The following is a 22,604-nucleotide window of genomic DNA, read 5'->3' on the forward strand; positions in this document are numbered from 1 at the left end:
GTCTCTTAGTCGCAAGTGAAGGGAACGCATTCGCAGCTAGTCCTCGATGACTTCGATCAGGTCCGGGCCAGACGCCCGATTGGAGTTAACGGCGGGATCGACACGATGAAACTCCAGCACGTCTTCGGCACCCGGTTGCATCAACCGCGCGGCACCTTTGCCCGCCTCTCCCAACCAAAGGGGCCAATCGTCGGGCTCTAAGATCAAAGGCATCCGGTGGTGAATGGCCGAGAGGCTCTGGTTCGCCTGAGTCGTCACGATGGCACAGGTGGATTGCCGCGCCTCATCCGGCCCCCAATCCTGCCAAACGCCTGCAAAGGCGATGGGCGCACCGTCCTTGCGGTGGATATACCACGGCAGGCGCGTCCCTTGCTGGGACTTGGTCCATTCATAGAACCCCGTCGCCACGATCAGGCAGCGCCGCGATCGGCAGGCGTCGCGAAAAGCGGGTTTTTCGGCCAGCGTCTCGGCCCGTGCGTTGATCAACAAGGGGCCTGCATTTTCGGCCTTGTACCAATGGGGTAGAAAACCCCAACGCACTGCATCCAAGCGACGACCAGAATCGCCTGCGCGAACGACATGCACCTGATTGGTCGGGCAGACGTTATAGTTGGGCACCTTGGGCAAGGCATTGGCAGGGCGCGCGGCAAACAGCTGCGCCATCGCGTCATTGGGCAAAGTGATTGCAAACCGTCCGCACATCAGTCCGTTGTCCAATCCCGGATCGTTGCGGGATGCGATTTCAGTCAAAAGAGAAAGCCGCACCTAAACGGGCACGGCTTTTCAGGTCTTACTTCTGTTTGATGCGGCCATCCAGATAAGGCTGATACGGCGCGTTTTCTGCGAGGTACTCCGCCGTCACATCCGCCAGGTCTGGGCCGAAGTCATAGGCATTCTTGTCGTCACCTTCGAAGACGCTGTAGCCGTCACCACCGTTGCGCACGTAGTTATTGGTCACAACCAGATATGTGGCCGAGGGATCAATCGGAACGAAACCGTCACCATCGGCAACCATCACCTCGGTGATGCGCCCTTCGTTCGGGGCGGCTGAGGGGTCCCATGTAAAGGTCAGGCCTGCGACCTGCGGGAAGCGGCCCTTGACCTCTTCGACCTGGCTCACGCCATTTTCCAGCGCGTCGATCACGCCCTGACCATTGATCTCAAAGGTCGACAGGGTGTTCTGGAACGGCAGGACCGTCAGGACTTCGCCCATGGTGACCTCGCCTTCGTCGATCGAGGCACGCAGACCGCCCGCATTCGCAATCGCGATCTGAGCGCCCTGATCCGCAACGCGGGCCAGCATGGCATCTGCGACGAGGTTGCCCATCTCGCATTCCTGCACACGGCAAACATCACGCGAGCCTTCAATCGTAGCAGCTGAGCTGGCGACAACGCGGCCTTTCATCTCTTCAATCGGGGCGCCCATTTCTGCGACGCGTGCCGCGATGCCCTCGTCCGGGATGACGGAGGCATCCAACAGAATCGGCTCACCTTCTGCCGAAATCAGATTGCCGTCATCATCAAAGGTCAGTGTGATTTCGCCGAGATATTTCGAATAGGCATAGGCCTGAACCACCGGAACGTCGCCCACCATCACCGGGTAAGCGCCTGCCGCATCCTCATCCGTGTTGGACAGCAAGGTGTGCGAATGCCCACCGACCACCAGATCAAGGCCGGGCACCTGTTCGGCGATCTTGATATCCTGAGCCAGACCCACGTGATTCAGCGCGATGATGATGTCCACACCTTCGGCTTCCAAAGCGGCCACATCCGCCTTCAGGCTTTCGACCTCATCCTGAAAAACGACGTCCTTACCCGGGCTGGACGTGTCCACCGTATCCGTGGCCAGGGCCGAGATGATGCCGATCTTCTGGCCACCCACCTCAAGCACCACGTAGTTTTGCACCTTGTCCTTCAGCTCAGCCGAAGACGACAGGTCCAGATTGCCCGAGATCACGGGAAAGCTGACCGCATCGATAAAGGCCGCCAGACCTTCCGGCCCGTCATCGAATTCGTGGTTGCCGACGGCCATCACGTCATAACCGATCTCTTCCATGAACTCGGCCTCGGCGGCACCTTTGTAGGTCGTATAGAACAACGAGCCCTGAAAAGGATCGCCCGCGTCCAGCAGCAGCACATTCTCATCCGCCAGTTCAGCGCGCTTGGCGTCAACGGCTGTTTTCAGGCGCGCCACACCGCCAAAGCACTTCCCCTCGGCTTCATCCTCGGCATCGCAGGTGGAATCGTATTTGTTGATCGACTCGATCCGGCTGTGAATGTCGTTGGTGTGCAGAATGGTCAGCTTGTAGTCGGCAGCAGCGATGCCTGCACTCAGGCCGAGGATCGCGACCGACGTCAAAAGGCGGCTTACCATGTTGAAACTCCCTGTCATTGTTTTTCGGGATCGTGCGCTGATGCGGCGGAAGAGTCAAAGGGGGAAATCCGGCTTGATTCCACGGGCTATGCGGGGCATCAGACCCTCATGCTGATCTACAAGATATTCCGGGCCGAGGAATGGACCGCGTTGCAGGCAAATGGCGCAACTGATGGCGCGCCAATTGATATCGCTGACGGGTTCGTCCACTTTTCGACAGCCGAACAGGCGGCGGAAACCGCAGCCAAACATTTTGCTGGCGTCGAAGGTCTGACATTGCTTGGCTGCAACGCTGACGCCATGGGCGACGAGTTGAAATGGGAAGTGTCGCGCGGTGGGGCCTTGTTTCCACATCTCTACCGCCAAATCCGGCTCAGCGATGTGGTTTGGTCCCGCCCCCTGCCCTTCGATGGCCAAACTCACCAATTCCCGAGCGAGATGGTATGACCGCCTATATTGATCCCGATCGTGAACAGTTCGAAGCCTTCAAGGCATTGGATCGGGATCAACCTATCGAGATGCTGAACCTTGTCAGGTTTCGCGCCAAGGCCGACTACCCGGTTGGCCATGCTTTGGCAAATAAAGATCTGACGGGCGCTGAAGCTTATCGCCATTATGGCGCTGAAACCGCCCCGATCATCGCCAGGATCGGCGCGTCGATCCTGTGGCGTGGGGCGTTTCAAACCACATTGATCGGACCGCAGGACGAGGTTTGGGATGAAGTGTTCATCGCCCGATATCCTACAGCCCATGCGTTTCTTGAAATGGTAACAGACCCGGTTTACCGGTCTGCGGTGGTTCACCGTCAGGCCGCCGTCGCAACCTCCCGCCTGATCCGCTGTGGCACCGCGCAAGGAGGCGCGTCTTTCGGATGAAACTGACCGAAAAACTGGGCCTCGCCGCCCTTCACTGTATGGACCCTGAAGCGGCCCATGGCCTGTCGATCAAGGCCTTGCAGGCCGGCCTGGCCCCAACACCCGGACCGGTGACGTCATCGCGTCTACAGACCGAACTCGCAGGGCTGCGCCTGCCTAACCCCGTAGGCCTCGCCGCCGGGTTCGACAAGAACGGAGAGGTTCTGGCCCCTCTTTCCCGCGCAGGGTTTGGGTTCATCGAGGTCGGAGCGGTGACCCCGCGCCCGCAACCCGGCAACCCGAAACCCCGCCTGTTCCGCCTGACCGAGGACAAAGCCGCCATCAACCGCTTTGGCTTCAACAATGAAGGTATGGAAGTGATGGCCGAACGGTTGGCCAGCCGTCCTAAGGATGCGGTGATCGGCCTGAACCTCGGTGCCAACAAGGATAGCGATGACAGGCCCGGCGACTTTGCCAAAGTGCTGGCCCATTGCGCCGCGCATCTGGATTTCGCGACGGTCAATGTCTCCTCCCCAAACACCGAAAAACTGCGCGATCTTCAGGGCAAGGCGGCCCTTGGCGCTTTGTTGAGTGGTGTGATCGAAACGCGGGACGCTCTGCCGCGCCCTCTGCCCATTTTCCTGAAAATCGCACCTGACCTGACCGAGGATGAATTGCAGGACATCGCCGAAGTAGCTGCTGAGACGGGTGTGGACGCGGTCATCGCCACCAACACAACCCTGTCGCGCGACGGGCTGCTTAGCGCGCACAAAGACGAAAAAGGCGGCCTGTCCGGTGCGCCCCTATTTGAGAAATCCACCCGCGTTCTGGCCCGCTTGAGCCAGCTGACCGATGGGAAAATCCCTCTGATCGGTGTGGGCGGCGTCAGCTCGGCGGAGCAGGCCTACGCCAAGATCTGCGCAGGCGCGTCGGCAGTGCAGTTTTACACTGCGATGGTCTATGGCGGCCTGTCTTTGGCCGCCGATATTGCGCAGGGTCTGGATGACCTTTTGGCCCACGATGGGTTTGACACCGTGGCTCAGGCCGTGGGCAGCAAGCGAGAGGATTGGCTGTGATCGAATATTGGCACAACCCGCGTTGTTCAAAATCCCGCATGGGATTGGCTTTGCTGGAGGAGCGCGGTGCAGAGATCGAGGTTCGGAAATACCTTGAGAACGCTCCCTCGGTCGACGAATTGCGCGCTGCGCAATCTCTGCTGGACCTGCCAGCCATCAAGATGATGCGCACGGGCGAGAAACGGTTCAAGGAGCTGGGCCTGTCAAAGGACGCGCCGGATGCGGAGCTGATCCAAGCCATGGCGGACAACCCGATCCTGATCGAACGTCCTCTGGCCATCTCGGGCGGTAAAGCAGCAATTGGCCGCCCGCCCGAAAATCTGCTCACCCTGCTCTAGGCCACCTGAGCTTCAAGCTTCAGATAACGCCAACCCATCGTCACGCCGCGCGCAAGGTTCAGAACCATCAGCGCGGCCCACAGGCCATGGTTGCCGAACGCGGGCACCAGAATGAACAAAGCGACCACATAGATCGCCACTGATTGCAACATCGCATTGCGCATGTCGCGGGTCCATGTGGCTCCGATGTAGATACCGTCGAACATCCAGCTTGCGACCCCGATGATCGGAGCCAAAGCCGCCCAGAACAGGAAAGTGCGGCCCGCCTCGCGCACTTCGGGAGAGGTGGACATCAGATCAATCAGCGCCGGACCCGCAAAGAAGAAAACAGCGCTGAGAAGCACCGCGCCACCGACACCCCACTGAGACGCCATGACCGAGGCGCGCCGTACTTGGTATCGGTCCCTTGCGCCAACCGCGCCTCCGACCAGCGCCTCGGCGGAAAAGGCGAATCCGTCCAGCGCAAAAGCGGTGATTTCAAGGAACTGAAGCAGCACTTGATTGGCCGCCAGATTGACGTCTCCCAAATCTGACCCGACGAAAAGGAAGGTTGTGAACGAGCCAGTCAGCAGAACCGAGCGGATCATGATGTCTCCGTTCACCTGCACCATCCGGCGCAGCCGCGTGGCATCGAAAATACGCGGCCAGTCGCGCCAGATTTGCCCGGCAAACCCGTCCCGGCACAGCCATAGACCCAGTGCCAATCCGGTCCACTCCGCGATCAGGGTCGCAATCGCAACACCCTCTACGCCCCAGCCCAGCCCAAGAACGAACCACAGGTCCAGCACGATGTTGAGACCATTCATCCATATCTGCAGCAGGAACACTCCCCGTGTCCGCTCAACAGCGATCAGCCAGCCTGTGATCGCGTATAGGGCAATGGTCGCGGGTGCTCCCCAGATCCGAATCTCAAGGTACGAGCGCGCAAGTGTTTCCACTTCTGGGCTGGCCGGGGATAGCCAGAACGCGCCACTGAAGATCGCGACCTTGGCAAGGATAAACACGAGGCCTGCCGCCCCCCCGAGCATCAACCCGCGAATGAGCAAGGCGCGCATCTCGGCGGTCTCTCCGGCCCCGCGCGCCTGCGCGGCGAGGCCCGTGGTACCCATGCGAAGAAAGCCGAATATCCAGTAGATCGCGGACAGGATCACCGCGCCCATGCCCACCGCGCCGATCGGAGCAGCCGCCCCCATCTGCCCTACAACGCCTGTATCCACGGCACCAAGGATCGGCACAGTCGCGTTCGACAACACAATGGGAACCGCGATCTTCAGCACCCTTTTGTGAGTTATGGGTGCCGAGGCATCCTGCATTCTCAGCCCTTGTCGCGGGGCTGTTGCGGCATCAGGAAATGCCCCGTCGCCTGTGCAAACAGCTTGGCATGGTTGTCTTGCCAGGCCTCAACTCGAACCGAGGCGTAACGCCGTCCGGCCCGGTTCACAAAGGCGCGCGCATAGGCATCGCGCGGCAGACCCGAACGCAAATAGTCGACCGTAAAGTCGATAGTTTTGGGAAAGCGGATCGATTCATCCGTGACAATGGCCTCGGCATCAATTTCGCCGCTTTCGATGTCCGAGAACATATGCTCCCAGCTCAGCGTGATCACTGCAGTGACCTCAAGAAACGCCGCGGTAACGCCACCATGAAGGGCTGGAAGAAACGGGTTCCCGATCAGTTTCTCGTCAAAGTTCAGCACGCCGGTCAGTTCATCCCCGCGCCGGTCGAAACTGATATTGAGGAACCGGATATAGGGCACGCCATCGACCAATGCGCGCAAGGCGGCGTCGCGCCGTTGTTTGACCACTTGCATGGGTTCGGGACGGGAACGGGCCATATTACTTCCCCTCAACCGTGAACGACCCCGAGGCAGTTGCCACTGGCAGGTCAAGATCGTCATCCATCGCAGTTGCCCGCACGAAGGCGACGTTTCGGGTGATGTGATAGCAATTGGCCCGTGCGGTGATGCTCTGCCCTGGCGTGGCCGCGCGCATATAGTCGATGCGTAAATCAATCGTCGCTGTTCCGCCCGGAGAAGACGGGTGGCTCATGACTGCGGCCCCGCAGCAGGTATCCAGGATGGTCGAAATCGCACCGCCGTGGATCACGCCCGTGCGCGGATCTCCGATCAAATCCTCGTTGTAAGGCATTGTTATCTCGGCTTCACCTTCCCCGATCTGGCTAAGATGAAGGCCCATCGCGCGCGCATGCGGAATGGCTTCGATAAACTGGCGTGCTAGCTTTGCTTTGTCGACCATGATGATATCCTGTTGTCTTGCCCCTTTATGAGCCGCCATCCGATCAAAGGGCAAGCCCACCTGTTGCGCTTGTTCGCATGACGTCCTAGGTTGCTGCCGAGGAGACCCCGAATGTCCGACAACCGTTTGTCATTCAAAGAGATGTGTGCCGAGTTCGACGTGACTCCGCGCACTCTGCGCTACTACGAATATATCGAGCTTTTGCAGCCCGATCGTGAAGGGCGATCCCGGTACTATGGCCCCAGAGAATGCGCCCGCATGACCCTGATCATGCGCGGCCGGAAATTCGGGTTTCCTTTGGAAGAGATTCGCCAATGGCTGTTGATCTACGAAGATCAAGGCAACGAAGCGCAGATGGCAACTTTTGTGGAAATGGCCGATCGTCAGATGGAAGAGCTGCGCCAGCAGCGCGCGCAGCTTGACGAGGCGATGGATGCCCTCAAACAGCTTCGGGACCAAACGGCTAAGTCCATCAAGTAGAACACCCCGGCCCTTCAGGGTTCTGGTGAGAACAAGCAATACACCTTGGAATCGCGTCCTAGGACCAGTCTGAGGGCGAATTTCCCTTGCCCCTAGGGAAAGAAAATTTCGCAAAACCCGTCATTACGCGACTGGAAGTTACGTCAACTTAGAAATGACGCAGCGTCTGGATTACGTAAACGTCACCTACATGTTGTAAAGCGTCCAGCAACTGCGCAACTCTATTCGGACGACGCCAGTGACGAGAGTATGACGAATGACCGAAGATCTGATGACCATCCGTGAAATGTGCGAGACCTATGATGTCACGCCCCGCACCTTGCGGTTCTACGAGGCGAAGGAACTTCTGTTTCCGATCCGCGAGGGTCAGAAGCGTCTGTTCACCAAACGCGACCGCGCGCGGCTAAAGCTGATTCTGCGCGGCAAGCGGTTTGGTTTCAGCCTCGAGGAGATTCGCCAGCTTCTGGACCTTTATCACGTGGGCGACCAGCAGGTGACCCAGATGTCGCGCACCTATGAAATCGCGTGCGAACGTCTGGCCGATATGGAATCGCGCCGAGAAGAGCTGACGCAGGCCATCGACGATCTGAAAGAGCAGTTGCGCTGGGGCGAGAAAGTCATCGCCTCGATGAAACAGGAAAAGAAGGCGGCCGAATAACTTCGCCCTGCCCTCCGGACATATGAATTAAGGGAGCTTCACATGCCCGTCTACAACGCGCCAACCAAAGATATGCAGTTCATCCTGCATGATGTCCTGAAAATCTCGGACTCTGACATTCCGGGTTACAACGAACTTGAGACCGAATTCACCGGTGCCGTTCTGGAAGAAGCAGGCAAGGTCGCCAGCAATGTTCTTCACCCGCTGAATGTTGTCGGCGACACTGAAGGGTGCCGTTTGGAAAACGGTATCGTTTACACACCCACAGGCTTCAAGGATGCCTTCGAGCAGATGAAAGAAGGCGGCTGGACTGGCCTCGACATGCCGGAAGAGTATGGCGGCCAGAACATGCCCTATGTGATTGGGACTGCCGTGGGAGAGATGTTCTCGGGCGCGAACCAGGCGTTTACGATGTATCAGGGCCTGACCCACGGTGCAGCCTCGGCGATCTTGGCACACGGCTCGGACGAGCAGAAGAACAAATATCTGCCGAACATGATCAGTTGCGAATGGACTGGCACCATGAACCTGACCGAGCCGCATTGCGGTACCGATCTGGGACTGATGCGCACCAAAGCGGAACCTCAGGGCGACGGCAGCTATAAAATCTCGGGCCAGAAGATCTTTATCTCGGCCGGTGATCACGACATGGCCGACAACATCATCCATTTGGTTTTGGCTAAAATCCCCGGCGGCCCTGAGGGCATCAAGGGCGTTTCGCTGTTCATCGTACCCAAGTTCATCGTGAACGAAGACGGGTCTGTAGGTGAGCGCAACGGCGTTTCGGTCGGCAAGATCGAAGAAAAGATGGGCATCCACGGCAACTCGACCTGCGTCATGAACTATGACGAGGCCACCGGTTGGCTGCTGGGCGACGAACACAAAGGCATGCGCGCCATGTTCACCATGATGAACGAAGCGCGTCTGGGTGTGGGCATGCAAGGCCTGTCGCAGGCCGAAGCTGCGTATCAGAACGCTGTTGAATACGCCAAAGACCGCTTGCAGGGCCGCGACGTTACAGGTGTGAAGAACCCGGACGGCCCCGCCGATCCGCTGATCGTTCACCCCGACATCCGCCGCAACCTGATGGATCAGAAAAGCTTCACCGAGGGCGCGCGTGCGTTCATCCTGTGGGGCGCAACTATGATCGACAAGGCGCACCGCTCGGGTGACAAGGACGCCGATGGGCTGATCTCGCTGCTGACACCGGTGATCAAGGGCTTCCTGACGGACGAAGGTTACGACATGACCGTTCAGGCTCAGCAGGTCTATGGCGGCCATGGCTACATTGAAGAATGGGGTATGTCGCAATACACCCGCGATGCCCGTATCGCCATGATCTACGAAGGCGCAAACGGCGTTCAGGCGCTGGACCTTGTCGGCCGTAAGCTGGCGCAGGACGGCGGCAAGCACGTCATGGCGTTCTTCGAAATGGTCAAAACCTTCTGCAAGGAAAACGCAGGCCAGAACGAAGCCTATGACAAAGCCTTCATCGAACCGCTGAAAGCAGCGTCCAAGGATCTGCAGGCCGCTGGCATGTACTTCATGCAGGAAGGGATGAAGAACCCGAACAATGCTCTGTCTGGTTCTTACGACTTTATGCATATGTTCGGTCATGTCTGCCTGGGCCTGATGTGGGCGCAGATGGCGAAGGCCGCGCAAGACGCGCTGGACGGTGGGGCCTCGGACAAAGAGTTCTACGAGACCAAGATCAACACCGGCCGGTTCTACATGGCACGCCGCCTGCCCGCGACTGCGATGCATCTTTCCCGCATTCAGACTGGCGCAGACACTGTGATGGTTCTGGACGCGGCGAACTTCTGATCAAAGTCTGGGCTCGGGCGACACCGCCCGGGCCCTACTATTCGGAGGAGACAGAATGCCCAAACGCTTTCGCCTGACCCGCCGTTTCCCAGTCGCCATGACCGAGGACGGCTATCGCAAACTCCGCGGCTTCGCCCGCGAGGCCGGGTTGGATGAAGGCGAAGCGCTGTCTTTTCTGTTTGAGAACTTCAACAGCGTCATTGACGAAGACAACCTGACCCATCGGTTGCGCCTCTTCAATTCCGAGTTGGAGGCACGCAAGCGCTAGGGCCCAAGGCTGAAAACCTTGGGCGGACGATGCACAAAACGCCACGGGAGGGGCGACCGCATGACCATAAAACTGCACTGCTTCGGTGAAAGCGGAAATTCTTACAAGGCCGCTCTGGCGCTGGAAATGTCCGGCCTTGAGTGGGAGCCGGTCTTTGTCGATTTCTTCAAAGGCGTCACCCGCAGCCCCGAATTCCGCTCGGATGTCAACGTAATGGGCGAAGCGCCCTTCCTGATCGACGGCGATTTCAAAACCTCCCAATCTGGCGCGATTCAAGCTTACGTCACCGAGAAATCTGGCAAGTTCGGCGGCAAGACGCGGGAAGAGAATTACGAGATCCTTCGGTGGGTGCTGTGGGACAACCACAAACTCAGCTCGATGGCCGGCATGACGCGGTTTCTGATGAACTTCCTGCCAGAAGAACACCGCAATGCCGATGTGATTGCCTTCAACCAAGGCCGTCTGAAAGCGGCCTACGATGTTCTGAACAACCACCTTGAGGGCCGCGACTGGATTGTTGGTGATGGCGTGACCAACGCTGATCTCAGCTGCTGCGGATACCTCTACTATCCCGAACCATTCGGCTTTGACCGTGCCGACTGGCCCAACATCGACGCCTGGCTGACTCGCCTGTCCGAGCAGCCCGGCTGGAAACACCCCTATGACCTGATGCCCGGCAACCCGTCGGATCGAGCTTAAGGAGAAGACCCATGACCGAAGCTTACATTTATGACGCCCTGCGCACTCCGCGCGGCAAGGGCCGTAAGGATGGCAGCCTGCACGAGGTAACCTCGGTGCGCCTGTCCGCCTTGACCCTGAACGCGATCAAGGAACGCAACAACCTCGAAGGTCACGCCGTTGAGGACGTGATCTGGGGCAACGTTACGCAGGTGATGGAGCAAGGCGGCTGTCTGGCGCGCTCGGCGGTTCTGGCCTCGGACCTCGACCAGTCGATCCCCGGTCTGGCGATCAACCGCTTCTGCGCCTCGGGCATGGAAGCCGTGAACCTGGCCGCAAACCAGGTCAAAGGCGGCGCGGGTGAGGCTTATATCGCTGGCGGTGTTGAGATGATGGGCCGCGTGGCCATGGGCAGCGACGGTGCGGCGATTGCCGTAGACCCGACGCTGGCGATGGACACCTATTTCGTACCGCAGGGCATCTCGGCCGACATCATCGCGACCGAGTATGGGTTCAGCCGTGACGACGCCGACGCACTGGCCGTAGAGTCTCAAAAACGCGCGGCAGAGGCTTGGGAAGACAACCGGTTTGAGAAGTCGGTCATCACCATCAAGGACCAGAACGGCCTGACCATTCTGGACCGCGACGAATACATGCGCCCCGGTACCGACATGCAGAGCCTCGGCGCGTTGAACCCGTCCTTCCAGATGATGGGTGAGCAAATGCCCGGCTTCGACAAAGTCGCGATGCTGAAATACCCGCATCTGGAGCGGATCAACCACATCCACCACGCGGGCAACAGCTCGGGCATCGTTGACGGCTCAGCCGCTGTTCTGATCGGCAACAAGGAATTCGGTGAGAAATACGGCCTCAAGCCGCGCGCCCGCATCAAAGCAACTGCGAAGATCGGCACCGACCCGACCATCATGCTGACCGGCCCGGTTCCGGTGACCGAGAAGATCCTTGCCGACAACGGCATGAAGATCAGCGATCTGGACCTGTTCGAAGTGAACGAAGCCTTCGCCTCGGTTGTGCTGCGCTTCCAGCAGGCGTTCGACGTCGATCCGGCGCTGGTAAACGTCAACGGCGGCTCGATCGCGATGGGTCACCCGCTGGGCGCAACTGGCGCGATGATCATCGGCACACTGCTGGATGAGCTGGAGCGTCAGGACAAGGAGACCGGTCTCGCCACGCTCTGCATTGCGTCCGGCATGGGTGCAGCAACCATTATCGAGCGGGTCTGATGCCCAAGCTGGATCTCTCTCAGATCCCGTTCAAGGGTGGCTCATCCTATCCCGGCAAACTGGCCGAGGCGGTCGGAGGCCGCTTCAACCAGGGCGTCGGAGATGCAGGTGGGCTGACGCAGTTCGGGGTCAACATCGTACGGCTTGAACCGCAGGCTTTGTCCTCGCTGCGCCATTACCACATGGAGCAGGACGAGTTTGCCATTATGCTCAGCGGCAAATGCGTGCTGATCGATGACGATGGTGAATATGAGATGCTGCCCGGTGACTGCGCCGCTTGGCCTGCAGGTGAGGCCAACGGCCATCACCTTGTGAACAAGACCGATGCGCCCGCAACCTTTCTGGTAGTGGGCACTCGGACCCCGACCGAGACCGGCTATTACAGCGACATAGACATGATGGTGAAGGATGATGAGAACGGATTCTCTTTCACCCGGAAAGACGGCAGCCCACTGACGGCTGACCAGATTGGAGATGACAATGACTGATTTCACTCTGACCAAAGACGCAGACGGCGTCGCGTTTGTCACCTGGGACGCACAGGGCAAATCCATGAACGTTCTGACCCGCGAAGCCTTTCAGGAGGTCAGCCAGCTGATCGATCAGGCCCTGAGCGATGATGAGATCAAAGGGATCGTTATTACCTCGGGCAAGGAAGGCTCCTTCGCCGGTGGCATGGACCTGAACACGCTGGCCACCATCCGTCAGGAGGCCGGTGATGAACCGGCGCAGGCGCTGTTCGACTTCGTCATGGGCGGCCACCACATCCTGCGCAAGTTGGAACTGGCGGGCATGGACCCCAAGACGAAGAAGGGCGGCAAACCGATCGCTTGTGCCATCAACGGCACCTGCGCCGGGATCGGGACCGAGATCGCACTGGCTTGTCATCACCGTGTCATGACCTCGAACGCCAAGGCCAAGATCGGCCTCCCCGAGATTCTGCTGGGCATCTTCCCCGGCGGTGGCGGCACCATGCGCTATAGCCGTATCGTTGGTGCGATGGCGGCGGCCCCTGTCCTGCTTGAAGGCAAGATGATGGACCCGAAGAAAGCCAAAGGCGCTCAGCTGATCGACGATGTTTCGGACGATCCGGTCGCAGCAGCCAAAGAATGGGTTCTGAACGCCAAGGACGCCGATCTGGTCAAGCCTTGGGACGCGAAGGGTTACAAAATGCCCGGAGGCGCGCCCTACCACCCAGCTGGCTTCATGACATTCGTCGGCGCCAACGCAATGGTGAACGGCAAGACCCAAGGCGCCTTCCCGGCGGCAAAGGCTCTGCTGAGCTCAATCTACGAAGGTGCGCTGGTCGACTTTGACACCGCCCTGAAGATCGAGGCGCGTTGGTTCACCAACGTCCTGATGAACCCGTCCTCGTCGGCCATGATCCGGTCGCTGTTCCTGAACAAGGAAGCCTTGGAGAAAGGCGCGGTTCGCCCCAAAGATGTGGCCGATCAGCGCGTTAAAAAGGTCGGCGTTCTGGGCGCTGGCATGATGGGCGCCGGTATCGCTCTGGTCTCGGCGCAGGCCGGGATGGAGGTTGTTCTGGTCGACCGTGATCAGGCTGCCGCCGAAAAGGGCAAGGCCTATTCCGAAAGCTACATGGACAAGGGTATCAAGCGCGGCAAAGCCACGGCTGAGAAGAAAGAGGCCCTGCTGGCCCGCATCACCGCGACCCCTGATCTAGAGCATCTGAAAGGCTGCGATTTGATTATCGAAGCCGTGTTCGAAGACCCCGGTGTGAAAGCCGATATGACCAAAAAGGTCGAGGCGATCATCCCCGAGGATTGCATCTTTGCCTCTAACACCTCGACCCTCCCGATCACCGATCTGGCAAAAGCCTCCGTCCGGCCCGAGCAGTTCATTGGCATCCACTTCTTCTCACCCGTTGAGAAGATGTTCCTGGTCGAGATCATCAAAGGCAAGGAAACTGGTGATCGCGCCGTCGCCAAGGCTCTGGACTATGTGCGCCAGATCCGGAAGACGCCAATCGTGGTCAACGATGCGCGCTTCTTCTACGCCAACCGCTGCATCATCCCCTATATCAACGAAGGCGCGCGCATGATCACCGAGGGCGTCAGCCCGATCCTGATCGACAACGCGGCGCGTCAGCTGGGCTTCCCGGTGGGACCGATCCAGCTGACCGATGAAACCTCGATTGATCTGGGTGCCAAGATTGCACGGGCGACCAAGGCGGCGATGGGCAATGCCTATCCAGAAAGCCCCTCGGACGATCTGATCTTTTGGATGGAGGAACAGGGCCGTCTGGGTCGCAAGGCCAATGCTGGTTTCTTCGACTATGACGAAAAGGGCAAGCGCGTCGAATATTGGAAGGGTCTGCAGGACAAGTACCCGCTGGTCGCCGAGCAACCTGAACTGATCGAAGTGCAGGAACGTCTGATGTTCGCACAGGTTCTGGAAGCCGTCCGTGCGCTGGAAGAAGGTGTTCTGGAAGACATCCGAGAAGGTGACGTGGGCGCGATTTTGGGTTGGGGCTTTGCGCCTTGGTCCGGTGGTCCGCTCAGCTGGTTGGACATCATCGGCACGCCCTACGCAGCCGAACGTTGCGATCAACTGGCCGAGGCCTATGGCGAGCGTTTCGCCTGCCCGCCCCTGCTGCGTGAAATGGCTGAAAAAGGTCAGAGCTTCTACGGCCGGTTCAACCCGGACGCCAAAGCCGCTTAAAACAACGACGCAGGCGCAACTCCCCTTGCGCCTGCGTCTTCCTTACTGAACAGCCGGAGCGGTTTGCCATTCAGGCCGGAGAAACAGAACCGGCGCACTTGGTCGACCCGGGCGTCCGGGCCTACGAATACCCGCCGCGGGGCGGATCGGGAAAATCGGATCCGTCGGGATCGGAGCAGGCAAAGCGCCCAATGGGTTCGCCAGTGCCGAAATCTCACCACTTGCAGCGAGCGCACCGACCAATGCAGTCGCAGCCTCTTCGTCAGCCACCGCATACTCTTTTGCTTGACCAGACGTGCGGCTGAAGCGCCCCGAAGGGCAATAGGCCTGCAAGCCACCCTCGATATAGATCACCTCATCCTGATCGAAGAACAGGGTCGTGACCTCGAACGACGATCCCGGCGACTGCGAGGACAACCGACAGGCCCCATCAAGAACCCGAGCAGGCACCACCGTTACACCTTGATCCGTCAGGTCCAGTTTGCCGCGATCCAGCGCGACACCCTGTTCCGGCATCAACCAAACCGCGCGCCCGTTATAGGCCGCCCGCGCAGGCACAAAGACCGGTAGATGGGCTGATCGCCTCTCGCCTGCCGGGATATTGACCCAACTGGTCGAGACCCTGCGGACCTCCTTGAAACCGTGATCCAGCGTTCGAACCAGATCGCCAGCGGCGATACGTTCGATCAGCTTCCATCCACTAGTGGTCGCGATTTTGGTTCCGTGCAGGAACCCTCCTCTGCGCGATGACACTGCGTCCAGCGCAACTGGCAGATCCGCATCGTCATGATACTCGGAAACATCCGAAAAACTCACTACTTCCAACACGTGCCGAACCCCCTTTTGGCACAAATACTCACATCTCAAGAGATAGCAGATGCAGCGGTTTTCCGTCTTAGTTTGGCCGTATTTACGCCCAATTTGGGTTAAAACGAGGGGTTTTTCGCGACAGAAAGCAGTGCAGGAGTGGGTTTATCGACCGATCGGAAACTATAGGCTGGAAGTCACGTCAAAAGCGTAGCCGAATCTCTCGATGTCTTCAGCGCAGGATTCTGCCACGGATTGGGCGGATCTGTCGGAATAGTATGCCCGATAGTCTGCCTGCCGCTCCGAGGGGTTGATATGGGGCAATTCCACCTCAAACTCCAGATGGCGAAACAGAGGTTGCGCGTCCTGTTCGAACTGTTCCAACCGTAGGAATAGCTGGCACTGTTCGACCCCATCCGCGCGGGTCATGTAGCGCCGCGCCGGATGATCCTGAAATGAACGACGGATGTTTGGGTGCAGGACAAAAGGCTCGAACTCCAATTGCTGCGACAGGGTGACGGCCTCATGCGCGAAGCTCTGAGAACGTAGCCAGTGATAGTAGCTGACCATGCGATCCCACGGGTTGCGGACCAGCGTGAAGGCAAACATCCGCTCAAGCTCACCATCCGGCAACAACCCGTCTATATCCGCAAGCGTCGCGTGCTTGTGCAGCCTCCCCCGCGCGGTCAGTTCCTTGGCGCGGCGCCGCCGTTTCAGGGCCTTAGGCGTGTCTCCCAACAGGATGTCATCCTTCATGGCCCGCTGCTCCAGCGCCAAGGCTAGTGAGGTTCCCCCCGTCTTGGGCATGTGCACAAACACGTAGCGGCGGCCGCGAGAGATGATCATGCGACCTCCTGCTCGGGGGCCGCGCGCCTGGCTCTCCAGCCCAGAACCGCGCCGGCTGTTGCGATCAGGCCGATGCCAAAGATCTGCATCACTCCGATCGTCTGTCCAAGGGCGACCCAGGCGAACAGTGGCCCGAAGATCATGATCGAATATTCGAACACTGCAACGAATGAGGGTTCCCCGACCTGATAGGCCTTGATCATCATGAAGACGGCCACAGTGGACCCGACGGCCTGAACCGCAACCCATGGCAAAGCAGCGTGCATATCGAGGACCAGACCACGGGTCACAAAACCTTCGGGACCATCGGGTCCGGACGCCGGAAAGGCCGTGAAAACGATCAAGCCGATGGCCCCGGCAACGCCCAGAACCAGCATGTTGTTTGCCAGAAGGGCGACCGTGCTTTCATCCGAGCAATAGGTCCGCGTGACGATCACGCTGAGCGCGTAGAAGAACCCTCCGACAACCGGCAAAAAGGTCCTGACATCGAACTCGGTCGGGTTGGGTTGCAACACGCACAAGATGCCCACGAACCCCAGAAGAACCGCGCCGATGCGCCATGGTCCAATGACCTGTTTCAGCCCAAGCGCCGAGATCAACAGCACAAACATCGGTGAGGTGAACAAGCCCGCCAAGGCCTGAGCAATCGGCATCAAGGCGAGTGAGGCGAAATAGAACAGCATGCCCGTCGCTATCAGAATGCTGCGCAGCAAGACAAATCGCAGCCGTTTTGGCCTCAGACTTCCCAAACCCAACAGGGACAGCCCGATGATCAGAGGCAACATCAAAACAGCACGACTGAGATGGAACTGCCACAGCCCAATGGTTTCGGCCAGCAGGATCACCACGTTGTCGATCACACCAAGAATGGCCATTGCCGAGACCATCAGCACTGAGGCCAAAAAGGGGAGCGTTTCTTTGCCTGGCTGCATGTCCTGCCTCGGGTTAGATGCGCAACAGCGCTTGTGCCATCCAGCATATTTCTGAAAGCCTGCGCAACAGGTTTGCGCCCCGCGATTTCCACATGCTATGCTTTGGCAAAAGAAAAACACGAGCAGCCCAATCCAGATGACGGCCCTGAAACAGTACCAGCGGATCGAAGCCACCGGTCTGTGGCGCTCCTCGCCCGATGAACAGCGGCGCGAGGTTGTGGTCTCGATTGGTGAAGCGACCCTGACGATTTCGGATTTCAATGACCGGGCACTGACGCACTGGTCTCTGGCCGCGTTGGAGCGGCAGAATCCGGGCGATTTCCCCGCGATTTTCAATCCCGACGGCGACCCGGATGAAACGCTGGAACTGGCCGAAAGCGAAAAGACCATGCTTGAGGCCATCGACCGGCTACAACGCGCCATCGACCGCTCGCGCCCGCATCCCGGTCGGTTGCGCTGGTTTAGCGTCGCGGGCGTCGTCGCCGCTGTTCTGGCGGTGTTGCTGCTCTGGTTGCCCGGGGCCCTGCAAAAACACGTGGTCTCGGTCGTGCCCGAGGTGAAACGGCAGGACATCGGCGACGAGATTCTGAAACGAATCGAGCGGGTTTCGGGACGAGCCTGTGCCTCACGCGATGCGCAGGCCTCCTTGGATCGTCTGGCCAAGCGCACGGGCGTGCGGCAGATCATCGTCCTTCCCGCCGGGGTGCAGGACAGCCTCAGCCTGCCGGGCGGGACGGTCTTGTTGAACCGGGCCTTGGTCGAGGATCATGAAGACCCAGCTGTGGCCGCCGGCTATGTCATCGCCGAGCGCGCCCGTATCGATGCTCAAGACCCGTTGGATGATGTTCTGGACAGAACCGGCGCCTCCTCGGCCTTTCGCCTGCTGACGACCGGGGGCCTGACGCCCGAGATCGTCGACAGCTATACCGAGCAAGTCCTGTCTGAACCCCGTCCTTCTCTGACAGATGAGGCACTGCTGGCGGTTTTTGCACAGGCCGCCCTGCCCTCGACCCCATATGCCTATGCGCGGGATGTGACAGGGGAAACGGTTCTTGGCCTGATCGAGGCCGACCCAATGGCCGGGCGCACGTTGGAACAGGTGTTGCCGGACCGCGATTGGGTCCAGCTTCAAAACATCTGCAGCGAGTGATCAGGCTTATTTGGTGCCAAACATACGGTCGCCGGCATCGCCGAGACCGGGCATGATGTAACCTTTCGAGTTCAGCTCGCGATCCAGCGCGGCAGTGACGATATGCACGTCCGGGTGGGCCTCTTTCATGCGGGCAACCCCTTCTGGTGCCGCCAGCAGGCAGAGGAACAGGATCTCGGTCGCGCCCGCTTCTTTCAGCAGATCAATGGCTGCAGCCGAGCTGTTGCCGGTGGCCAGCATCGGATCCACGGCGATAACCAGCCGGTCTTTCAGGCCCTCTGGCGCTTTGAAGTAATACTGAACCGGCTTCAGCGTTTCTTCGTCGCGGTACAGCCCCACAAACCCGACACGGGCCGACGGGATCAGCTCCAGCACCCCGTCCAGCATCCCGTTCCCGGCGCGCAGGATCGAGACCAGCGCCAGTTTCTTACCGGCGAGAATGGGCGCGTCCATCTCCTCCATCGGAGTTTCGATATGGCGGGTGGTCAGCTTAAGCTCGCGGGTCACCTCATAGGCCAGCAACAGCGTGATTTCCCGCAGCAACTGACGGAATTCGGCGGTCGAGGTCCCCTTGTCCCGCATGAGCGTCAGTTTGTGCTGCACCAGCGGGTGGTCAACGACGGTCAGGTGTTCGCTCATGTGTTCTCCAGTCTTTTCTTGACCCGCGCTCGGGTGTCTTCATCGCAAAAGGCGGCGTTCAGGGCCGTTTCATTCAGGGCTGCAAAGTCTTCGGCACCCCAATCAAAGGCTGCCTGCAACATCTCATATTCACGCCGCATTGTGGTATGGAAAAATGGCGGATCATCCGTGGAAACGGTGACTTTCGCCCCGGCGTCGCGCAACCGCGCAATCGGATGCGCTGCAAATTCGGGGTAGAGACCCAGAACCACGTTTGATCCCGGACAGACTTCAAGCGTGACGTCCCGGTCGACCAATTCATGCACGAGATCGGGGTCTTCAATGGCGCGAACGCCGTGGCCGAGACGTTCAACACCCAAGTCACGGACCGCGTCGCGCACACTTTCTGGGCCGCCGAACTCACCTGCGTGAGTGGTCAGGCGCAAACCGGCCTCGCGGGCGCAATCGAAGGCCCATTTGAAGTCGCCCTGAGTGCCGATGGATTCGTTTCCGCCCATACCGAAACCGGTGATCCAAGCGCCTGCGGTTTCCGCGGCGCACCGGGCGCTGATCTTGGCCTGATCCAGGCCGAAATGGCGGACACAGGTGACCACGCCGCGCAGAGTAATGTCGAACTTGCGCTCGGCCTCATCGGCGGCATCTTGAATGGCGTTCAGATAGTCGCGCCACGCGTGCAGATCGCCACCGCCGCAAAAATCGGGGCTGAGGAAGGTCTCGGAATACACCACCCCATTGGCGGCGCTTTCCTCAAGGATTGCCAAGGTCAGACGGCGGAAATCCTCGGGCGATTTGAGGACCTCGCACGCGGCCTCATAGACGCTGAGGAAATGGGCGAAGTCGCGGAAGTCATAGCTGCCATCGGGCTTGAAGATACCGCTCAGATCGATGCGTTTTTCATGCGCCAACTGCCGGATGAATGCGGGCGGCGCGGCACCCTCATGGTGCAGGTGCAATTCGATTTTCGGAAGGTCTGCGACACTCATAAAAAGCTCTTTCCCGGTCCTTGCGCTGGTATGTTCAGGTGATGGGCGATGCTGGCGGCAACATCGGCGAAATGGATCTGTCCAAGTTGGCCTGACCCCTTTCCGGCCACCAAAACCGGCACTTGCTCGCGCGTGTGGTCGGTACCGATCCAACTGGGGTCATTGCCATGATCTGCCGTCAATACCAGCATGTCATCCTGGCGCAACCTGGGTAGGATGGCTCCGATTTCCCGGTCAAACCATTCCAGCGCACGGGCGTAGCCGCTGATATCGCGACGATGACCGTAGAGGCTGTCGAACTCGACGAAATTTGCAAAGGTCAGGCTGCCATCCTCGGCCTGATCCACCAGGTCAGACAGGTGCACCATCAATTCGGCATCGGAGCCTTTGCGCAGCGTGTCGATGCCCTGCATCGAAAAGATGTCTCCGATTTTGCCAACGGCGTGCACGCGGCGGCCTGAGTCCTGAACCCAGTTCGTCAGCACCGGCGCGGGCGGCAAGATGGCAAAGTCCTTGCGGTTCGTTGTGCGGGTGAACCCCGCGTCAGACGAGCCGACGAAGGGGCGCGCGATTACACGGCCCACTTTCATCTCATGCAAACGCGGCGCGAGTGTTCGGCACATCGCAAGCAGGTGATCGAGGCCAAAGCTCTCCTCATGCGCTGCGATCTGGAACACGCTGTCGGCGGACGTGTAGCAGATCGGCCAGCCGGTGCGCATATGCTCGGCCCCCAGCTCGGCAATGATGGCTGTTCCGGATGCGTGGCATTTGCCCAGAATACCTTCGGTCCCTGCAGCTTGCGCTGCTGCTTGGCTCAGATCGGGAGGAAACGCGGGCTGTGTGTCGGGAAAATAGTACCAGTCCCACGGCACCGGCAGCCCCGCCAGTTCCCAGTGTCCCGAAGGCGTATCCTTGCCCGGCGACAGTTCGCGCGCGCATCCCCACAGGCCAGTCGGTTGAGCCGCCAACCCCGGCGTTGTGTCGCCCGAAGCCAAACGCGTCGCAGCACCCAATCCCAGCGCATCGAGATGAGGCAGCGCAAGCGGGCCGCTGCGCCCGTCCTCAGCCCGCCCATCGGCGCAGGCTTGCGCGATGTGGGCCAGGGTGTTGGCCCCGGTGTCAGGCACCTCCCCGTTGAAGAACGTGCCTGCATCAGGTGCTCCGCCGATACCGACCGAATCCATCACGACGAGAAAGGTGCGGCTCATGCAGTGATCCTCTCATGCACCAGATCGGGCACGGCAACCGGAGTATCTCCGATCGTTAACGCCGCCAATACGCTCTGGGTCGCCTGAGCCGCCGCGTCCTCACGGGCCGCGTGAACAGCGGCCAATGGCGCGCCTTTGGTGATCCGCTCGCCTAGCCGTACCATGTTTGACAAACCCACCGCCGGGTCGATCACATCGCTTTCCACGTGACGCCCTCCGCCAAGCGCCACCACGGCCAGCCCCAAAGCTTCGCCGTCAATGGCCGTGACGTATCCGTCACGCGAGGCTGCCACCTCGGTGATCACGCTGGCTTCGGGCAGGAACCTTGACCACGTATCAACAAATTGCACTGGGCCTCCAACGGCGGCCATCATCCGACCAAACCGTTCTGCGGCGCGGCCATCCCGGATAATCTCCGCAATTTTGGCGCGGCCCTGATCCATCGTTTCAGATATACCCGCATCCGCCAGCAACACCCCACCCAACTCGGCAGAGATTTCGGCCAGAGGAGACGCGCCCCCTTCGGTCAGAACCTTCATGACCTCGGCCACCTCCAACGCGTTGCCCAGCGCCGAGGCGAGTGGTTGGTTCATATCGGTAATAACGGCCGAGGTTCGGCAGCCGGCAGCGTTAGCAGTTGCGGTCAGCGCCTGAGCTAGCTCGTGCGCGTCTTGAATGGTCTTCATGAACGCACCGCTACCGGTTTTAACATCCAGCACCAGCGCATCAGGACTTACCGCCAGTTTCTTGGACAGGATCGAGGCCGTGATCAGATCGAGGCTTTCCACCGTCGCCGTCACATCCCGCACCGCATAGAGACGCTTGTCCGCAGGCGCGATCTGCCCCGTCGCGCCGACAATAGCGGCCCCTGTGTCGCGCAATACCTGCGTCAGACGCTCCTGCCCGATCTGAGTGGTGACGCCCGGAATCGCCTCAAGCTTGTCCAGCGTCCCGCCTGTGTGGCCCAAGCCACGGCCCGAGATCATGGGCACATAGGCCCCACATTCAGCCAGAGCCGGAGCCAAGATCAGGCTGACGCAATCGCCAACACCGCCCGTGGAGTGTTTGTCGATCACCGGGCCATCCAGATCCCAGCGCAGCACATCGCCGCTGTCTCGCATTGCAACGGTCAGGTCGGCACGACCCTGCGCGCCCAGCCCGCCCATGCAGACGGCCATCGCAAAGGCCCCAGCCTGCGCGTCACTGACGTTGCCATCGGCTAGGCCTTGGGCGAACCATGCAAGCTCTGGCCCGGTGGGCACTTCGCTGCGGCGCAATTTCACGATTATCGAACGGGCATCCATGCGG

The 22,604-nt window shown here is 59.7% G+C and carries 25 protein-coding genes; 13 read left to right on the plus strand and 12 right to left on the minus strand.

Going from position 1 to position 22,604, the window contains the following annotated elements; translation table 11 throughout:
* Positions 1-36: 36 nt before the first annotated feature.
* Both ACR0JF_RS03910 and ACR0JF_RS03915 read right to left on the minus strand, forming a co-directional pair.
* A complete protein-coding gene (locus tag ACR0JF_RS03910; RefSeq protein WP_170660309.1) occupies positions 37-702 on the minus strand; it encodes an SOS response-associated peptidase in 666 nt (221 codons plus the stop codon).
* Positions 703-790: 88 nt separating this feature from the next.
* A complete protein-coding gene (locus tag ACR0JF_RS03915; protein WP_170660275.1) occupies positions 791-2,374 on the minus strand; it encodes a bifunctional metallophosphatase/5'-nucleotidase in 1,584 nt (527 codons plus the stop codon).
* 108 nt (positions 2,375-2,482) lie between these two features.
* On the opposite strand from ACR0JF_RS03915, the gene ACR0JF_RS03920 reads away from it, so the two are divergent.
* From ACR0JF_RS03920 to arsC, 4 genes are read left to right on the plus strand one after another with little or no spacing between them, the layout of a single operon-like run.
* Positions 2,483-2,821, plus strand: coding sequence for a DUF952 domain-containing protein (locus tag ACR0JF_RS03920; RefSeq protein WP_170660276.1), 339 nt, complete (start codon positions 2,483-2,485; stop codon positions 2,819-2,821).
* Positions 2,818-3,249: a DUF1330 domain-containing protein gene (locus ACR0JF_RS03925; protein WP_170660277.1), complete on the plus strand. Its 432-nt coding sequence runs from the start codon at positions 2,818-2,820 to the stop codon at positions 3,247-3,249. Before ACR0JF_RS03920 ends, ACR0JF_RS03925 begins: the two co-directional genes overlap by 4 nt.
* Entirely contained in the window at positions 3,246-4,304 is a 1,059-nt protein-coding gene (locus ACR0JF_RS03930) for a quinone-dependent dihydroorotate dehydrogenase (protein ID WP_170660278.1), read from the plus strand. Before ACR0JF_RS03925 ends, ACR0JF_RS03930 begins: the two co-directional genes overlap by 4 nt.
* Entirely contained in the window at positions 4,301-4,642 is a 342-nt protein-coding gene (gene arsC, locus ACR0JF_RS03935) for an arsenate reductase (glutaredoxin) (protein WP_170660310.1), read from the plus strand. Before ACR0JF_RS03930 ends, arsC begins: the two co-directional genes overlap by 4 nt.
* On the opposite strand, the gene ACR0JF_RS03940 is transcribed toward arsC, so the two are convergent.
* Genes ACR0JF_RS03940 through ACR0JF_RS03950 form a run of 3 tightly spaced genes read right to left on the minus strand, consistent with a single transcriptional unit; the run spans position 4,639 to position 6,897 of the window.
* Entirely contained in the window at positions 4,639-5,955 is a 1,317-nt protein-coding gene (locus ACR0JF_RS03940) for an MATE family efflux transporter (RefSeq protein WP_170660279.1), read from the minus strand. The genes arsC and ACR0JF_RS03940 overlap by 4 nt on opposite strands.
* A 2-nt stretch (positions 5,956-5,957) precedes the next feature.
* Positions 5,958-6,476 carry a PaaI family thioesterase gene (locus tag ACR0JF_RS03945; RefSeq protein ID WP_170374239.1) on the minus strand — a complete coding sequence of 173 codons (519 nt, stop codon included), beginning with the start codon at positions 6,474-6,476 and terminating at the stop codon, positions 5,958-5,960.
* 1 nt (position 6,477) lies between these two features.
* On the minus strand, positions 6,478-6,897 hold the full coding sequence (locus tag ACR0JF_RS03950) for a PaaI family thioesterase (protein WP_170465671.1): 420 nt from the start codon (positions 6,895-6,897) through the stop codon (positions 6,478-6,480).
* Between the two features lie 111 nt (positions 6,898-7,008).
* Here ACR0JF_RS03950 and ACR0JF_RS03955 point away from each other — a divergent pair, with 111 nt between their 5' ends.
* The 8 genes from ACR0JF_RS03955 (at position 7,009) to ACR0JF_RS03990 (ending at position 14,731) form a co-directional block, all read left to right on the plus strand.
* A complete protein-coding gene (locus ACR0JF_RS03955; RefSeq protein WP_170374244.1) occupies positions 7,009-7,377 on the plus strand; it encodes a MerR family transcriptional regulator in 369 nt (122 codons plus the stop codon).
* Between the two features lie 256 nt (positions 7,378-7,633).
* Positions 7,634-8,035, plus strand: a complete 402-nt coding sequence (locus ACR0JF_RS03960; protein ID WP_170374246.1) for a MerR family transcriptional regulator — start codon at positions 7,634-7,636, stop codon at positions 8,033-8,035.
* Positions 8,036-8,077: 42 nt separating this feature from the next.
* Positions 8,078-9,859 (plus strand): acyl-CoA dehydrogenase C-terminal domain-containing protein, encoded by a 1,782-nt coding sequence (locus tag ACR0JF_RS03965; protein ID WP_170660280.1) that lies wholly within the window; start codon positions 8,078-8,080, stop codon positions 9,857-9,859.
* A gap of 55 nt (positions 9,860-9,914) precedes the next feature.
* A complete protein-coding gene (locus ACR0JF_RS03970; RefSeq protein ID WP_170374251.1) occupies positions 9,915-10,127 on the plus strand; it encodes a hypothetical protein in 213 nt (70 codons plus the stop codon).
* A gap of 60 nt (positions 10,128-10,187) precedes the next feature.
* A complete protein-coding gene (locus tag ACR0JF_RS03975; RefSeq protein WP_170552697.1) occupies positions 10,188-10,826 on the plus strand; it encodes a glutathione S-transferase family protein in 639 nt (212 codons plus the stop codon).
* 11 nt (positions 10,827-10,837) lie between these two features.
* On the plus strand, positions 10,838-12,049 hold the full coding sequence (locus ACR0JF_RS03980) for an acetyl-CoA C-acetyltransferase (protein WP_170465656.1): 1,212 nt from the start codon (positions 10,838-10,840) through the stop codon (positions 12,047-12,049).
* On the plus strand, positions 12,049-12,537 hold the full coding sequence (locus ACR0JF_RS03985) for a cupin domain-containing protein (protein ID WP_170660281.1): 489 nt from the start codon (positions 12,049-12,051) through the stop codon (positions 12,535-12,537). Before ACR0JF_RS03980 ends, ACR0JF_RS03985 begins: the two co-directional genes overlap by 1 nt.
* Positions 12,530-14,731: a 3-hydroxyacyl-CoA dehydrogenase NAD-binding domain-containing protein gene (locus tag ACR0JF_RS03990; RefSeq protein WP_170660282.1), complete on the plus strand. Its 2,202-nt coding sequence runs from the start codon at positions 12,530-12,532 to the stop codon at positions 14,729-14,731. Before ACR0JF_RS03985 ends, ACR0JF_RS03990 begins: the two co-directional genes overlap by 8 nt.
* A 42-nt stretch (positions 14,732-14,773) precedes the next feature.
* On the opposite strand, the gene ACR0JF_RS03995 is transcribed toward ACR0JF_RS03990, so the two are convergent.
* From ACR0JF_RS03995 to ACR0JF_RS04005, 3 genes are all read right to left on the minus strand, one after another.
* Complete coding sequence (locus ACR0JF_RS03995; RefSeq protein ID WP_480668894.1) at positions 14,774-15,559, minus strand: Hint domain-containing protein; 786 nt, start codon at positions 15,557-15,559, stop codon at positions 14,774-14,776.
* A gap of 162 nt (positions 15,560-15,721) precedes the next feature.
* Positions 15,722-16,384, minus strand: coding sequence for a sulfotransferase family 2 domain-containing protein (locus ACR0JF_RS04000; RefSeq protein ID WP_170660283.1), 663 nt, complete (start codon positions 16,382-16,384; stop codon positions 15,722-15,724).
* Positions 16,381-17,316 (minus strand): DMT family transporter, encoded by a 936-nt coding sequence (locus tag ACR0JF_RS04005; RefSeq protein WP_170660284.1) that lies wholly within the window; start codon positions 17,314-17,316, stop codon positions 16,381-16,383. The genes ACR0JF_RS04000 and ACR0JF_RS04005 overlap by 4 nt, the downstream gene beginning before the upstream one ends.
* A 136-nt stretch (positions 17,317-17,452) precedes the next feature.
* Here ACR0JF_RS04005 and ACR0JF_RS04010 point away from each other — a divergent pair, with 136 nt between their 5' ends.
* Positions 17,453-18,466, plus strand: a complete 1,014-nt coding sequence (locus ACR0JF_RS04010) for a hypothetical protein (RefSeq protein WP_170660285.1) — start codon at positions 17,453-17,455, stop codon at positions 18,464-18,466.
* A 6-nt stretch (positions 18,467-18,472) separates the two neighbouring features.
* On the opposite strand, the gene upp is transcribed toward ACR0JF_RS04010, so the two are convergent.
* The 4 genes from upp to ACR0JF_RS04030 are packed head-to-tail and all read right to left on the minus strand — an operon-like array spanning position 18,473 to position 22,600.
* Entirely contained in the window at positions 18,473-19,105 is a 633-nt protein-coding gene (upp, locus tag ACR0JF_RS04015) for a uracil phosphoribosyltransferase (RefSeq protein ID WP_170374268.1), read from the minus strand.
* Positions 19,102-20,088: an adenosine deaminase gene (locus tag ACR0JF_RS04020; protein ID WP_170660286.1), complete on the minus strand. Its 987-nt coding sequence runs from the start codon at positions 20,086-20,088 to the stop codon at positions 19,102-19,104. The genes upp and ACR0JF_RS04020 overlap by 4 nt, the downstream gene beginning before the upstream one ends.
* Positions 20,085-21,296, minus strand: coding sequence for a phosphopentomutase (locus ACR0JF_RS04025; RefSeq protein ID WP_170660287.1), 1,212 nt, complete (start codon positions 21,294-21,296; stop codon positions 20,085-20,087). The genes ACR0JF_RS04020 and ACR0JF_RS04025 overlap by 4 nt, the downstream gene beginning before the upstream one ends.
* Complete coding sequence (locus ACR0JF_RS04030; RefSeq protein ID WP_170660288.1) at positions 21,293-22,600, minus strand: thymidine phosphorylase; 1,308 nt, start codon at positions 22,598-22,600, stop codon at positions 21,293-21,295. Before ACR0JF_RS04030 ends, ACR0JF_RS04025 begins: the two co-directional genes overlap by 4 nt.
* Positions 22,601-22,604: the final 4 nt, after the last annotated feature.

The sequence above is a fragment of the Ruegeria sp. BG11 genome (genome assembly GCF_056538565.1).

Bases quoted from the DNA above. Each gene is read 5' to 3' on its own strand.
- ACR0JF_RS03910 (WP_170660309.1), bottom strand. From the start codon at position 702: ATGTGCGGACGGTTTGCAATCACTTTGCCCAATGACGCGATGGCGCAG.
- ACR0JF_RS03915 (WP_170660275.1), bottom strand. From the start codon at position 2,374: ATGGTAAGCCGCCTTTTGACGTCGGTCGCGATCCTCGGCCTGAGTGCA.
- ACR0JF_RS03920 (WP_170660276.1), top strand. From the start codon at position 2,483: ATGCTGATCTACAAGATATTCCGGGCCGAGGAATGGACCGCGTTGCAG.
- ACR0JF_RS03925 (WP_170660277.1), top strand. From the start codon at position 2,818: ATGACCGCCTATATTGATCCCGATCGTGAACAGTTCGAAGCCTTCAAG.
- ACR0JF_RS03930 (WP_170660278.1), top strand. From the start codon at position 3,246: ATGAAACTGACCGAAAAACTGGGCCTCGCCGCCCTTCACTGTATGGAC.
- ACR0JF_RS03940 (WP_170660279.1), bottom strand. From the start codon at position 5,955: ATGCAGGATGCCTCGGCACCCATAACTCACAAAAGGGTGCTGAAGATC.
- ACR0JF_RS03945 (WP_170374239.1), bottom strand. From the start codon at position 6,476: ATGGCCCGTTCCCGTCCCGAACCCATGCAAGTGGTCAAACAACGGCGC.
- ACR0JF_RS03950 (WP_170465671.1), bottom strand. From the start codon at position 6,897: ATGGTCGACAAAGCAAAGCTAGCACGCCAGTTTATCGAAGCCATTCCG.
- ACR0JF_RS03955 (WP_170374244.1), top strand. From the start codon at position 7,009: ATGTCCGACAACCGTTTGTCATTCAAAGAGATGTGTGCCGAGTTCGAC.
- ACR0JF_RS03960 (WP_170374246.1), top strand. From the start codon at position 7,634: ATGACCGAAGATCTGATGACCATCCGTGAAATGTGCGAGACCTATGAT.
- ACR0JF_RS03965 (WP_170660280.1), top strand. From the start codon at position 8,078: ATGCCCGTCTACAACGCGCCAACCAAAGATATGCAGTTCATCCTGCAT.
- ACR0JF_RS03970 (WP_170374251.1), top strand. From the start codon at position 9,915: ATGCCCAAACGCTTTCGCCTGACCCGCCGTTTCCCAGTCGCCATGACC.
- ACR0JF_RS03975 (WP_170552697.1), top strand. From the start codon at position 10,188: ATGACCATAAAACTGCACTGCTTCGGTGAAAGCGGAAATTCTTACAAG.
- ACR0JF_RS03980 (WP_170465656.1), top strand. From the start codon at position 10,838: ATGACCGAAGCTTACATTTATGACGCCCTGCGCACTCCGCGCGGCAAG.
- ACR0JF_RS03985 (WP_170660281.1), top strand. From the start codon at position 12,049: ATGCCCAAGCTGGATCTCTCTCAGATCCCGTTCAAGGGTGGCTCATCC.
- ACR0JF_RS03990 (WP_170660282.1), top strand. From the start codon at position 12,530: ATGACTGATTTCACTCTGACCAAAGACGCAGACGGCGTCGCGTTTGTC.
- ACR0JF_RS04000 (WP_170660283.1), bottom strand. From the start codon at position 16,384: ATGATCATCTCTCGCGGCCGCCGCTACGTGTTTGTGCACATGCCCAAG.
- ACR0JF_RS04005 (WP_170660284.1), bottom strand. From the start codon at position 17,316: ATGCAGCCAGGCAAAGAAACGCTCCCCTTTTTGGCCTCAGTGCTGATG.
- ACR0JF_RS04010 (WP_170660285.1), top strand. From the start codon at position 17,453: ATGACGGCCCTGAAACAGTACCAGCGGATCGAAGCCACCGGTCTGTGG.
- upp (WP_170374268.1), bottom strand. From the start codon at position 19,105: ATGAGCGAACACCTGACCGTCGTTGACCACCCGCTGGTGCAGCACAAA.
- ACR0JF_RS04020 (WP_170660286.1), bottom strand. From the start codon at position 20,088: ATGAGTGTCGCAGACCTTCCGAAAATCGAATTGCACCTGCACCATGAG.
- ACR0JF_RS04025 (WP_170660287.1), bottom strand. From the start codon at position 21,296: ATGAGCCGCACCTTTCTCGTCGTGATGGATTCGGTCGGTATCGGCGGA.
- ACR0JF_RS04030 (WP_170660288.1), bottom strand. From the start codon at position 22,600: ATGGATGCCCGTTCGATAATCGTGAAATTGCGCCGCAGCGAAGTGCCC.